This window comes from Mesorhizobium sp. M0954 (assembly GCF_040319155.1).
GTDB lineage: Bacteria > Pseudomonadota > Alphaproteobacteria > Rhizobiales > Rhizobiaceae > Mesorhizobium.
The window spans coordinates 61532-74890 of sequence record NZ_JAMYNR010000023.1 but is presented as its reverse complement, the minus strand read 5'-3'; the positions used below and the strand labels follow the sequence as shown (position 1 = coordinate 74890).

Below are 13359 nucleotides of genomic sequence, written 5' to 3'. Positions count from 1 at the left end.
TGGTTTGGGGGAACCGCCATGTTTGAAAGCCTGATTGGCCTCGTCGCCATCATCGCGCTGTTCGTCATCATTTCACGCCAGCAGAGCCGCATCGGCCTGATCGAGCGCGAGCTTGGCGCCTTGCGCAGCCTTGTGCTTTCGGGCACGCCCGCGCTGCCGCCGCAAGCCAAGGAACCGGCTGCAAACGACAGCAAACCGGCGGATGCCGCAATCCCGCTTGCGGTCACAGCCGACATGGCCGTATCGCCACGGCCCGCAGCGGTCGTGTCAGCTACAGAGGCCGATGCCGATACAACGGCGCCGTCCGCGCCGGAGTCGGCGCAACCGGCGGCAGCGGCGAAGGCAGCTCGCCAGTCCGACGTCGAAACGGCGCTCGGTACCCGCTGGGCGGTCTGGGTCGGCGGCATCGCGCTGGCGCTGGGTGGCTTGTTTCTGATCCGCTACACCATCGAGGCCGGCATTTTCGGGCCACGCGTGCGGCTTGTCATGGCGGCGGCACTCGGGCTGGTGCTGGTCGCCGGCGGCGAGTTCATCCGGCGCACCGGCTTCAGGGTGCCGGTGCAAGGTGCTGCCGGTGCCTATATCCCGGCGATCCTGACGGCGGCCGGCGCTTTCATCCTGTTCGGTACCGTCTACGCCGCATACAGCATTTACGGCTTCATCGGCCCGACGCTCGCTTTCACGCTGCTCGGCGCCATCGGGGTGGCGACGATCGCGGCAAGCCTGGTCCACGGTCAGGCGCTGGCCGGCGTCGGCCTGCTCGGTGCCATGGTGACGCCGCTGCTGGTCGCCTCGCAGGCGCCCAATCCGTGGGCGCTGTTCGGCTATCTGGCGATCGTGCTCGCCGCCACCTGCGTCATTGCTCGCATCCGCGACTGGAGGCTTTTGATGGCCGCAGCCTTCGTCGCCACGGGCGTCTGGACCATCTTCTATATGACCGACGCGCCGGGGGCGAACCTTGCCGTCATCCTCTTTATCGACGGGGTGACACTGGCCGTGCTCGCCTTCGTCTGGCTTGGCCGCCGCGACGAAGCGGGCGCCGGCAGCGGCTTCGACTGGCCGTCAATCGCGCCGGGCTTCTTCGTCGGCCTTTCGGCGCTGGCCCTGTTTGTCGATCCGGCCTTCCTCGCCATCCGCGGTGCATTGCCGGGGGCCGCCCTTGTCGCAGCCCTGGTGGCGGTGGCTCTCTACCGGCCGCGGGCGCTTGCACTGCTGCACGCCGCCGGGCTGGCGACGGTACTGGTCTATCTCGGCATCATTCCGCCGACCACGATCGCTTCAGATTTTTCGGGTGGCGCTCTCGGCGTCGACGGCATGCCGGTCGTGGCGTCCGATGCCTTGATGCTCAGGGTCGGCATCGCTCTCGGACTAGTCTTCATCGGCGCCGGCTTTTGGGCGGCGCGCCGTTTTGCGGCCTCTGGCTGGCTGCGCGCCGCCGCATGGGCGGCCTGGAGCGCTGTCGCGCCACTGGTCATCCTGCTGGCGCTCTGGGCTACCTTCGGCAATCTCGACCGAGACCTTGCTTATGCGGCGGTCGCAGCCGTTTTGGTCGGAGTCTTCGTCGCCGGCGGCGAGTGGATAGCGCGCGGCGAAGCGCCGCCGCTAACCGGCGACGCTGCTGTCTCCTTTGCGCTCGGCGGGGCGGCGATTGCCGGCCTGCTGATGCTGCACATGGCCTTTGGTTCCGGCTGGACAACCATCCTGCTCGGAGCAGCCGCCGCCGTGCCGGCGCTGGCGACGCGCTGGCGTAGCTATCCGGTGCTTGGCTGGATTTCCGTTGGTGCGGTGATTGCAGTGCTTGGTCGCGCTGCCTTCGACCCGACCATCGTCGGTGCCGAGTTCCTGTCGAAGACGCCGGTGTTCAACTGGCTGCTGCTTGGATATGGCGTGCCGGCGCTCGCTTTCGGTTTTGCCGCCTGGCAGCTTGCCCGAACCACCAACGGCCGACCGCGCCTCGCAATGGAGGCCGGCGCCGCGCTGTTTGCCCTGCTCACCGTCGCCATGCTGGTACGCCATGCCATGCATGGCGGCGTCATCGATACGGCTGCTGCGACGCTTGCCGAACAGGCGATCTACACGCTGATCGCCATCGGTGCCGGTGCCATCCTGGTCGCCATCGACATGCGCTCGCCAAGTTCGGTGCTGCGCTACGGCTCGATTGCAGCGGGCGTGGTCTCGGTCGTGTTCATCGTCCTCCAGCATTTTCTGGCGCTGAACCCGCTGCTGACGGATGAATCGACCGGCAGCATTCCGGTGTTCAACCTTCTGTTCCTCGCCTACCTCTTGCCGGCGGTTGCGGCCGGCGCACTGGCGCTCTATGCCCGCGACAAACGACCGAAATGGTATGCAGCGATGCTGGCGATGGTGGCGGCGGTGCTCGGCTTCGCCTATGCCACGCTGTCGGTCAGGCGCCTGTTCAAGGGCGAGTTCATCGGGCTGTGGAGCGGTCTCGGCCAGCTCGAGACCTATACCTATTCGGCACTGTGGCTGGTCATCGGCGTGGCGCTGCTCACCGCCGGTGTCTGGCTGAAGTCGCAGGTACTTCGCATAGCGTCGGCGGCGCTGATCTCGATCGCCGTGCTCAAAGTCTTCATCTTCGACATGTCGGAACTGGAAGGCGTGTTGCGGGCGCTGTCCTTCATCGGCCTCGGCGCGGTGCTCATCGGCATCGGCCTGTTCTATCAGCGGCTGCTGACAAGGGCCGCGAAAGCAAAGCTCGAGACGAGCAATAGCTGACGATTTCAATTTGGCCGGGAATAAACCTGCCACTGGCAGCGTTATTCAGTTGCTTGGGTGACCGGGGCGGCGGACCGCTTCGCGCTGGCCGCTTGCGCCGCGCTGCAAAGGCGCGTTCAATCACCACGGACAGGGCCCCCCAGAACCAGCGGTCATGGACGAAAAGAAGGCAGCAATCCTTGGTGAAATACCGCGTCTGCGCCGCTATGCACGCTCGCTGTTGCGCGACCGCGATTCCGCTGACGATCTCGTCCAGGATTGTCTCGAGCGGGCACTTGTGCGGCTCGACAATTGGCAGACAGGAGAAAGCCCCAGGAGGTGGCTGTTTACGATCATGCATCATTTGTTCATCGACCAGATGCGCAAGGTGAACCGGCGCGGCGAGGCAGCGATGCTGCCGCTCGAGGCGAGCGAGGCGCAGGCAGCACCCGCCGAGCAGGTCGAGAGCATCGCCTCGCGCGAGATCGTCAACGCGCTGCAGGCGATCAGCCCTGACCGGCGCGCGGCACTTGTGATGGTCGCCATCGAAGGGTTTTCCTACGCCGAAGCCGCCAACATCCTTGGGGTTCCCGCCGGCACCTTGATGTCGCGCATCGCGCGCGGGCGCGAGGAACTGCGCGCGCTGCTTGATGATACCGCGCGCCGCCGGTCGATAAGGATCGTCGAGAAATGAGCCGACGCGATTTCTCCGAACGCGACATCCACATGGCTCTCGATGGCGAGTTGCCGGGCGATGAGCGGACGGCCTATGAGGCATGGCTCGAGGCCAATGCCGAGATGAAGGCCAGGAGCGCACGCTACGCCGCCGACCGGGCAGCGTTGCGCGCAGCCTTTAACGGCGTGCTGGACGAGCCCGTCCCGGTGCGGCTGACCAAGGTGGTGCTTGGCGAGGCGCCGGTGGTCAGAATGTCGCCATCGCGCTCGCGTTGGTGGCTTGCGGCCGCCGCTGCTGCCATCCTGGTGATTGGCGGCGCTGGCGGCTACCTTGCCGGCATCGGCCGCCTCGGCCTGGAAAACACGGCCGAAGACCAGCTTGCAGAAGAGGCGATCGCCGCCCATGTCATCTATGCCGCCGAAAAGCGGCATGCGGTGGAAGTGCCGGCAAGCGATAAGGATCATTTGCAGAGCTGGTTGTCGAACCAGGTGGGTTTGAAGCTCGTCGCACCGGATCTGGCGGCGCAAGGTTTCCAACTGGTCGGTGGCCGGCTGCTGCCTGCCGGCCAGGGCAAGGCCGCGATGCTGCTTTACGAGGACGACAAGGGCGAGCGCATTTCGCTCTTCGTCATCGCCGAATCGGCAGCCAAGGCCAAGGGCACTTATGGGGAAGAAGATGGTCCTGAGGCCGTCTACTGGCTGGACAAGGGTTATGGCTGCGCCGTCGTCGGATCGCTGCCGCGCGAGCAGCTGGCCGCAGTGGCCAAGAGCGCCTATGGCCAGCTTCTGGCGGGCTTGAAAAGCTGAGCAGGATCTCGTTTTTCCGGAGCCGCGCCGATGCCGAAACACGAAGGTCGTTTCAAAGCCTTTGCGCGACCTGCCTGCCTTGAAAACTGTCACAATTCGGCCCTAATCGAGGTGCGATAGCGCTTGCTGAATGCTGGCACTTCGGCTGGTGTGACCGATGTTTAGACTAGGGCAGTTTCCACAACCCAATCGAGGTTTTCTGAGCCCGCATGCCTGCCGAGATTCGCAAGGCCCGCGCGTCCGACGTCGATGACCTCGCCGCCATCGAAAAAGCTGTTTTCTCGAGCGACCGCATTTCTCGCCGCTCTTTTCGCCAACTGATCGAACGCGACACCGCCGAACTGCTGGTTGGGGAGAACGATGGCCACGTCGCCGGCTATGCGGTCGTGCTGTTTCGCAAGGGCAGCGGCGTCGCGCGGCTTTATTCGATCGCCGTCGGTCCATTTTTCGGCGGCCGTGGCGTTGGCCGCCTGCTGCTGGAACAGGCTGAAGCCGCCGCTTTCGAGCATGGCCGCATGATGCTTCGTTTGGAAGTCCGCGAGGACAACCCGCGCGCCATCCAGATCTACGAGCAGAGCGGCTACCGCAAGATCGGTCGTGAACCGGACTACTATGAGGATGGCGCCACTGCGCTGCGCTATGAAAAGACCTTGCGCGGCGACATTCCGGTCGCCACCGAAGTGCCGTTTTATCAGCAGACTTGCGAATTCACCTGCGGACCATGCTGCCTGATGATGGCGATGGCTAACTTCGACCCCGGATTCGTGCCGGATCCGGTTATGGAAATCAGGCTGTGGCGTGAGGCGACGACCGTTTTCATGATGTCGGGGCCGGGCGGCTGCGAACCGTTCGGGCTGGCCGTCGCTGGCTATGAGAGCGGGCTTGCTGCTGAGATCTATGTCTCCTTCTACGGCGCGCTGTTCCTGCAGTCGGTTCGCAGCGAGGACAAGCGCCGGGTGATGGAGCTGGCGCAGGTCGACTTTCGCCGCCGCGCGGAACTTTACGGCATCCCGGTGAATTACCGTTCATTCGGGCTTGACGACATTCGCACCGCGATCGCAGAGGGAAAACTGGTACTGGTCCTGATCAGCGGCTTCCTGATGTTCGGCAAGAAGGTTCCGCACTGGGTATTGGCCATCGGTGACGACGGCGATCATATCCTGATCCACGACCCTTGGGTCGAGGACGAGCGGCAGGAGACGATCCTCGATGCTGCCAACATTCCCGTGCCTTACGGCATCTTCATGAACATGGCGCAATTCGGCCGCGACGGATTGCGCGCCGCCATCACTCTCGGAAAGCGCGACAGCCAATGACCTGGGTCATCCTTACCGGCCGACAGAACGATCTCGACCAAGTGGCGACGCCGCACAAGATCATCACCAATCGCGACTACCTTGCCCATCCGGCACTGTTTCGCGGTCAGCGGCCGAAGGTCATCAACCTGTCGAACAATTACGGCTACCAGAGCCGCGGCTATTACGCGTCGCTGCTTGCCGGTTCGCGCGGCCATAAGGTCATCCCGACGGTCGAAACGATGATCGACCTGTCAGAACGCAAGCTCTATGAGCACGCGTTGCCGGAACTCGAACTCGCACTCAACAAGTGCCGCAAGGACCTGGGCGGCGCTTTTCCGCAGAAGGTTTGCATCTTCTTCGGCATCGGACCATCCAGGATCTGGGACCGCTTCGCAAAACTTCTGTTCGACTGGTTCCGTGCCCCGGCGCTTGAGGTTCACATCAGGGACAGCGCCGAATGGGCCTCGATCCGCAAGATTGGCTTCCATCCCCTGGCCAGGATGACCGAGGACGAGGAAACGCACTTTCTCCAGTGCCTGGAGACCTACACCAACCGCGAGTGGCGCGACACCAAGGGCCGCACGCCGGCGCGCTACACTTTCGCAACGCTGGTCGATCCGCATGAGGAACTGCCGCCGTCGGAGATTTCGTCGCTGCGCCACTGGGCCAAGATCGCTGAAAAGATGGGCGTCGAAATCGAGCCGATCACCAAGCGGGATCTGGCCAAGCTCGCCAACTACGACGCGCTGTTCATCCGGGAGACCACTTCGATCTCCAACCACACCTACCGCTTTGCCCGCCGCGCCCAGCAGGAAGGCATGCCGGTCATCGACGATCCGCTGTCGATGATCCGCTGCACCAACAAGGTCTATCTCAACGAGCTGATGACCTACAACAAGGTACCGGTGCCGCCGACGGTGATGATTGCTGGCACTTCGGACCTGGAAGTTGCGGCGCAGACGCTGGGCTTCCCGCTGGTGCTAAAGATCCCGGACTCCTCGTTTTCGCGCGGCGTCAAGAAATGCGGCACCTTTGAAGAGTTGAAGACGCTCGCAACCGAATGGCTGGAGGATTCCGACCTCCTGATCGCGCAAAAATTCATTCCGACGGAATATGACTGGCGCGTCGGTGTCCTCGGCGGCCAGCCCTTGTTCGCCGTCCATTATCTGATGGCCAAGAAACATTGGCAGATCGTCAATCATAAGGCCAACGGCAAGCCCGACCAGGGCGGCATCAAGACCTTCACCCTGAAGGAAGCACCGGCCCATGTCGTCGAGACGGCGGTGAGCGCGGCGCGCTGCATTGGCGACGGCCTCTACGGCGTCGACCTCAAGGAAACCAGGGACGGCGTCTTCGTCATCGAGGTCAACGACAACCCCAACCTCGACCACGGCTGGGAAGACTCCGGCGAAAAAGACGAGGTCTGGGTGCGGCTGACGCAGTGGTTCCTGGAGCGGCTGGACCGGCCGGGGCGATAATATCCGAACTGAGGGGAAAAAGATGCTGTTCTCCGTAACCGAGGATTTTCGCGGCTGCGACCGCAAGGAGATCTACCGCCGTTTCCGCGACCAGGGCCGCCTGAAGCCGGACGCGCTTCTCGTGCACCACAGCTGGATCGCAGCGGATATGAGCCGCTGCTTCCTGGTGGTGGAGGCCGATGACGTCACACTCCTGCAGCGGTGGGTCATCGAATGGGCGGATCTGGTCGAATTCGAGATCGTTCCCGTGGCGACGAACAAGGATATGGTGGAGGCATTGAGCGGACATCTCTGACCCGTTGGGAACCTCCTGGTTCGCCACAGCTGAATGCCGCCTTCTTCTATCAAGGAATTAACACGCGGATCGAGTGTCATCCCAAGGAGATCTAAGCCGGTTGCCCGCGCTTCCGCGAGACTGTCGCACTTAGCCGGACTGCCGGATCGTCGCGCTCGACTTCAGCAGCCGATTAATGTCCGACGCCTTTGACGGCACCCCGATCAAATAGCCCTGGGCCTCGACACAACCCTCCTTTTGCAGGAATTCAAGCTGCGCTTCGGTCTCGACACCTTCGGCGGTGACGGTGATGCCCAGCTGTGCGCCAAGCCCGATGATGGTGCGCACGATCGCCGCGGTATCGTGACTGTCGATGTCACGGGTGAAAGAGCGATCGATCTTGATCTTGTCGACGGGAAAGCGCCTGAGGTAGCCCAGCGACGAATAGCCGGTGCCGAAATCATCCAGCGCGATGCGGACGCCCAGATCGCGTAGCTGCCTGAGTGTCTTGAGCACCAGATCGCTCTCGTCCATCAGCACCGTTTCGGTGATTTCCAGTTCAAGCCGGTTGGCCGGCACGCCCGAGAACGCCAGGGCCGAGATAACGCTGCGGGCAAAGGTACCGCTTTTGATCTGTACGGCGGAGACATTGACGGCGATGCGCCAAGCCGCCCAGCCTGCCGCGGTCGTGCAGGCTTTTCGCAGCGCCCATTCTCCAAGCGGCACGATCAGCCCGGTCTCCTCGGCGGCCGGAATGAAGTCGTCCGGCCGTACCAGGCCGCGCACCGGCGAACGCCAGCGCATCAAGGCTTCGGCACCGACGATTTCGCCGGAGGCGATGTTCATGATCGGCTGGAAATCCAGCTCGAATTCCCGGCGCGACAGCGCTGCCCTGAGATCGATTTCGAGCGCCCGGCGTGCCCGCACCATCGCGTCCATGGCTGGTTCGAAGAAGCGGTACAGGTTGCGCCCTTCGCTCTTTGCCCGATAGAGCGCCATATCGGCATTTTTCAGCAAAGTGTCGGCGTCCTTGCCGTCATTCGGAAACAGCGCGATGCCGAGACTGATGCCGACACGCATGTCGTGTCTTTTGTCGCGAAACGGCTTTCCGATGATCTCGACGATGCGTTTGGCCAGCTTTTCCGCGTCGCCCGGGCTTTTGAGATTGAACTGGATGATGACGAATTCGTCGCCGCCGAAGCGGGAGACAACGTCCGTTTCATTGCGCAGGCACCGTTGCAGCCGTTCGGCCACGCATTTCAGCAGCCAGTCGCCGGAAGGATGGCCCCAAGTGTCGTTGACTGCCTTGAAGTGATCGAGGTCGAGCGAGAATATCGCCAGCGATCCGTCTCTCGTCTCACTCAGGGCTTGGTCGAGCCGTTCGCGAAGCATCGAGCGATTGGGCAGGTTGGTCAGTGTGTCGTGGTGCGCAAGATGGGTCATGCGCTCTTCCACGCGCCTGCGCTCGGTCACGTCGTCGAACGTCGCGACCCAGCCGCCGCCGCTCATCGGCCGGCGCGCAACCAGCAGCGTTCTGCCATCAGCGAGATGGCGATGCGTTACGTGTGTTTTCCCCGCCCGCAGGCAGGCTTCGATTTGCGAGATTTCGCTGTCGGGGTCGAGCTTTGTATAAATGCCCAGTTCCAGCAGCCGCTTGAACGCATCACGGTGGCTCATACCAAGCGGGAAGTCGGCCGGGCTGACATGATAAAGTTCCAGGAAACGTTCGTTGCGCACGATCAGCTTGCCATCCGCATCGTACATCAAAAGGCCTTGCGACATGTTGGCAAGTGCCGCGTCGAAACGGCGGTGCTGCTCCTTCAACTCCTGCTCGGCGCGCCGTTGCTCGGTGATGTCCTCGTAGATCGATACCCAACCGCCTGACGCCAGCGGCCGGTGCGAAATGTTGACGATACGCCCGTCTGCAAGCGTTTCCTCATAGGTGGAAGGTTTTGCCTGGTCGATATAGGGCTTGCGGATGGCATAGAGTTGCTCAGCGCTTTGCGAGGCGATGCCGATATCCACGCTGTGCTGGAGGATGTCGAAAAACCGGATGCCGGGCCGCACCACTTCGGCGTCGAGGCGAAAGATACTGATGTAGTTCCTGTTGCAGATGATCATCCGTTCATCGGCATCGAACATGCACAGGCCATGCGACATGTTCTCGACCGCTGCCGAAAAACGCTCGTTCTGTTCGCGCAGCTCGTCTTCAATAGGTTGCGGCTGACCAACGCCTTTGGCCCTCTGTCGGCGGACGGACGAACCAGCCTTGATACCGGCAACGGGCATGAGGCAAGCCTATGGACCATGGTTAACCATGGCACTGTTGTCCCTGCCGGTTAATTTACCGTTTTCAGCCGGCTGGAACGGCAGTCTGGCGTCGCGACTTTTCGATCGCCGCAAAGCGTTTGAGAAAGGCATTCTGCGCCCAAGTCACCGAGCGCGGCGTGACGTCGAAGCGCTCGGCATTGAAGCCGCGCGGCCGGCCGAAGAACTCCGTCGCCTCTGCCGTCGAAAAACCCGCAAGCAGCGTTGCTTCGAAATAAGCGGCGATCTGATCCGCTCGCTTGATCTCCTTGCGCAGTCCCGCGTCGAGTTCGGCCGGCAGTGAAAAGCGCAGATGGATGGCGCGCTGCAGCCTGATCTCGCAATCCCTGTAGCTGCCGCCCATCACGGATTTGAACGGCGAGATCATGTCGCCGATGACATATTCCGGCGCGTCGTGCAGCAGCGCCGCCAACCGCGCGTCGGCGTCGGCATCCGGCATCAGCTCGCCGACAAGCGTTTCGACCAGCAGCGAATGCTGGGCGACAGAAAAGGCGTGCTCGCCTCTGGTCTGGCCGTTCCAGCGTGCGACGCGGGCAAGGCCATGGGCAATATCGGAGATCTCGATGTCGAGCGGCGAGGGATCGAGCAGATCGAGCCGTCGGCCGGACAGCATGCGCTGCCAGGCGCGCGGCGGCGCCCCGGCGCGATCGGCAGCCATCAGGCGTCCTCCGCGCCGATGGCTTCCCGCGGAAAGCTGAATTTCGCCCAGGACGGGATAGCGAGCGACACGGCGACGTCCTCCGCAAGGATCGGCAGGCCGGCGTCGAGCGCTGCCTTGACCCGGTCGATGCGGGCAATGGCAAGGCCTGTCCTGGCCGCGGTCGAGCCAAGCTGCCCGACCGGTCGCCCCTCCACGGTCAACTCTGCGCGCGAAGTGGGCAGGGTGCGTTCGGCCGAGACAATCAACACCCGACGCCTGGCAGTGCCGCGATGCTGCATGCGCGAGACGACCTCCTGGCCGACGTAGCAGCCCTTCTTGAAGCCGACACCGCCGATCTCGTCGAGCAACACGTCATGCGGAAAAGCGTCGCCGAGCTGGTAGTCCGCACCGCTTTCGGCAATGCCATGGGCGATGCGAAAGGCTTGCCATGCGGCAAGGTCGCCGCCATCTGCGGTGTCATCGTAGAAGCGCTTGACGGCAGTATCGACAAACCGCGCATCAGCAAACGGTGCTGATTCAAATTGCGAAGTGGTTGAATCGCTTCCCCATGCGACGGCCACAACCGGCTGATCCAGCTTGGCAATTTCGACTTTGGCGCGCAATTTGTAGAGCGTCAGCCGGCGCATGAAATCATCGGCGGTCTCGGTACGGCATTCAAGTCGGAAAGCATTTTCGCCGGCGCGCGAGATCAGGAAGTCGAAAAGGATCTTGCCTTGCGGCGTTAGCAGCGCGCCGGGCTTTGCTTCGCTGCTGCCGAGCACGTCGAGGTCGGTGGTCAGGATGTTCTGTAAAAAGTGCTCGGCATCCGGCCCGGACACGGAAACGAGTGCGCGATCTCTGAGCGGGGCAAAGGGCATGGTGGGAAAACGAGCCTGATCTTGCAAAACTATCGGCCATTACGTAAGCCGCTGGCACTCCCCCCGCAAGAGACCGGATCCGTATGGCCCCCCTCTACGATCTCATCCTGACAGGCGGCACCGTGGTCAATCACGACGGCCAGGGTTTTCGCGACGTCGGCATCAATGGTGGGCGCATCGCTGCGATCGGCGACCTCCGCCAGGCGTCGGCCGGTGAGACGATCGACTGCCGCGGGCTGCACATCCTGCCGGGCGTCGTCGACAGCCAGGTGCATTTCCGCGAGCCGGGCCTGGAGCACAAGGAAGATCTGGAGACGGGCTCGCGGGCAGCGGTGCTCGGCGGCGTCACCGCCGTCTTCGAGATGCCGAACACCAATCCGCTGACCACCAGTGAGGCAACCCTTGCCGACAAGGTGCGGCGTGCCACCGGCCGCATGCATTGCGACTTTGCCTTCTGGGTTGGCGGGACCCGCGACAATGCAAAAGACGCTGGCGATCTCGAGCGGCTGCCTGGTGCGGCCGGCATAAAAGTTTTCATGGGCTCGTCCACCGGCGACCTGCTGGTCGAGGACGACGAAGGCGTTGCCTCGATCCTGAGGAACACACGCCGCCGCGCCGCCTTTCACTCCGAGGACGAGTTCCGGCTGCGCGAGCGGCTTGGCGAGCGCATCGCGGGCGATCCGTCCTCACATCCGGTGTGGCGCGACGAGATCGCTGCGTTGCGCTGCACGGAGCGCCTTGTGCGAATCGCGCGCCAGGTCAGCGCCCGGATCCATGTGCTGCACATCTCGACCGCCGAGGAGATAGGCTTCCTCGAACAGCACAAGGATGTCGCGACCTGCGAGGCGACGCCGCATCATCTGACGCTGAGCGCCGACGATTATGCGCAGTTGGGCACCCTGATCCAGATGAACCCGCCGGTGCGCGCCACGCGCCATCGCGACGGGGTCTGGTACGGCGTTGCGCAAGGCATCGTTGATGTGCTCGGCTCCGACCATGCGCCGCACACGCTGGCCGAGAAGGCAAAGCCTTATCCGGCGTCGCCGTCCGGCATGACCGGGGTGCAGACGTTGGTGCCGATCATGTTGGATCATGTCAACGCCGGCCGGCTGACGTTGCAGCGCTTTGTCGACCTGACCAGCCACGGCCCGCAGCGTATTTTCGGCATCGCCAGGAAAGGCCGTATTGCCGCCGGCTACGATGCCGATCTGACCATCGTCGATCTGAAGCGCCGCGACACCATCGCCAACGCCCAGCAAGGCTCCAAGGCCGGCTGGACGCCTTATGACGGTAGGCAGGTGACCGGCTGGCCCGTCGGCACCATCGTGCGCGGCCGGCGCGTGATGTGGGAAGGCGAGATCGTCACGCCAAGCCAGGGCAGGGCGGTGGAATTTTCCGAGGCGCTGGCGCGCTAGTCGCCGGCGACGAAGAACGTCCATTGTCCGGTCGGCGTGATGCCGACGCGGTAGAAAATGTAGGCACCGAACTGCTTCATGTCGTCATAGTCGCTGGCGGTGACGATCTTGAACAGCTCGACCCGTTGTCTGGCGTCGAGCTTGTCCAGTGGCAGGGCGAAGAAATAGGGCCAGACATAGAGATCCTGCGGCGTGCCGGCATCGACATGGACAAAACCGGCACTGAGCACTTCTTCCAGGATGGCGAGGATCTCCTGGCCTTCCGTATCGCCCGAAAGGCCCTTCAGGAAGGCGATCGGGTCGCCCTCGATGTCCCCCAGCGACAATTGGGTCATCGTGTCGCCCTTGCCGATCAGCGGCCGAAGTTTTTCGATGTCGCCGCTTTTGCAGGCCTCGACTATCAGATCGTGCATGCGCCTGACCGGTTCCGGCAACTTGGCCAGGTCGTAGACGACTTCGGGCACGGGCGCGTCCGGATCGACATGCGGATTGGCCATGCCGCCATCGTTGGCCGGCCCTTTCGGTTCGGTTTGTTCCGGCTCGTCGGATGGCGTCGGCTGGCTGGCCGGTGGTGGCGTCGTGCCGAGCGGGCCGGGCATCGGCACGGTACTTCCGGGCGGCGACATGTCAGCGTCGGGCGGCGGCGTGACCGGTGAGGGAAGGTCTTCGCGCTTGATCTCGCTGAGGGCCTGAGAGGGACTGCTTGCAAGAAACAGTGCAGAAGGAATCATCGCGCAGGAAGCGGTGAACCAAATGCTGAGGACCAGGCCGCGCGGCTTGCCTGATATCGAAAAATTCACCGCCTGCTACTCCCTGGTTCCAGCCCATCCATGTGCCCGGACATGATGTCC

Annotated in this window: 11 protein-coding genes; 7 read left to right on the top strand and 4 right to left on the bottom strand. The window is 63.2% G+C overall.

Translation table 11 applies throughout. The features are described 5' to 3' along the window. The first annotated feature begins 18 nt into the window (after positions 1–18). The 6 genes from NKH93_RS25610 (at position 19) to NKH93_RS25585 (ending at position 7268) form a co-directional block, all read left to right on the top strand. The gene (locus NKH93_RS25610; protein WP_352972956.1) at positions 19–2736 is read left to right on the top strand and encodes a DUF2339 domain-containing protein; all 2718 of its coding nucleotides are present in this window, start codon (positions 19–21) and stop codon (positions 2734–2736) included. Positions 2737–2890: 154 nt separating this feature from the next. Beyond that, positions 2891–3409 carry a sigma-70 family RNA polymerase sigma factor gene (locus NKH93_RS25605; RefSeq protein WP_352972951.1) on the top strand — a complete coding sequence of 173 codons (519 nt, stop codon included), beginning with the start codon at positions 2891–2893 and terminating at the stop codon, positions 3407–3409. Then, the gene (locus NKH93_RS25600; RefSeq protein WP_352540777.1) at positions 3406–4197 is read left to right on the top strand and encodes an anti-sigma factor family protein; all 792 of its coding nucleotides are present in this window, start codon (positions 3406–3408) and stop codon (positions 4195–4197) included. Before NKH93_RS25605 ends, NKH93_RS25600 begins: the two co-directional genes overlap by 4 nt. A gap of 209 nt (positions 4198–4406) precedes the next feature. Beyond that, the gene (locus NKH93_RS25595; RefSeq protein ID WP_352471055.1) at positions 4407–5513 is read left to right on the top strand and encodes a peptidase C39 family protein; all 1107 of its coding nucleotides are present in this window, start codon (positions 4407–4409) and stop codon (positions 5511–5513) included. After that, positions 5510–6973 carry a RimK family ATP-grasp domain-containing protein gene (locus NKH93_RS25590; protein WP_352471056.1) on the top strand — a complete coding sequence of 488 codons (1464 nt, stop codon included), beginning with the start codon at positions 5510–5512 and terminating at the stop codon, positions 6971–6973. Before NKH93_RS25595 ends, NKH93_RS25590 begins: the two co-directional genes overlap by 4 nt. A gap of 22 nt (positions 6974–6995) precedes the next feature. Further along, positions 6996–7268, top strand: a complete 273-nt coding sequence (locus NKH93_RS25585; RefSeq protein ID WP_352972941.1) for a DUF3303 domain-containing protein — start codon at positions 6996–6998, stop codon at positions 7266–7268. 129 nt (positions 7269–7397) lie between these two features. On the opposite strand, the gene NKH93_RS25580 is transcribed toward NKH93_RS25585, so the two are convergent. The 3 genes from NKH93_RS25580 to ygfZ form a co-directional block, all read right to left on the bottom strand. Beyond that, entirely contained in the window at positions 7398–9536 is a 2139-nt protein-coding gene (locus tag NKH93_RS25580; protein WP_352972933.1) for a putative bifunctional diguanylate cyclase/phosphodiesterase, read from the bottom strand. A gap of 64 nt (positions 9537–9600) precedes the next feature. Next, a complete protein-coding gene (locus NKH93_RS25575) occupies positions 9601–10233 on the bottom strand; it encodes a YfbR-like 5'-deoxynucleotidase (RefSeq protein WP_023719870.1) in 633 nt (210 codons plus the stop codon). Next, positions 10233–11093, bottom strand: coding sequence for a CAF17-like 4Fe-4S cluster assembly/insertion protein YgfZ (ygfZ, locus tag NKH93_RS25570; RefSeq protein WP_352871502.1), 861 nt, complete (start codon positions 11091–11093; stop codon positions 10233–10235). The genes NKH93_RS25575 and ygfZ overlap by 1 nt, the downstream gene beginning before the upstream one ends. Positions 11094–11176: 83 nt before the next feature. Between ygfZ and NKH93_RS25565 the strand changes: the two genes are divergently transcribed. Continuing rightward, positions 11177–12508, top strand: coding sequence for a dihydroorotase (locus tag NKH93_RS25565; protein ID WP_352972925.1), 1332 nt, complete (start codon positions 11177–11179; stop codon positions 12506–12508). Here NKH93_RS25565 and NKH93_RS25560 read toward each other — a convergent pair. Beyond that, positions 12505–13308: a hypothetical protein gene (locus NKH93_RS25560; protein ID WP_352501828.1), complete on the bottom strand. Its 804-nt coding sequence runs from the start codon at positions 13306–13308 to the stop codon at positions 12505–12507. The genes NKH93_RS25565 and NKH93_RS25560 overlap by 4 nt on opposite strands. Positions 13309–13359 lie beyond the last annotated feature (51 nt).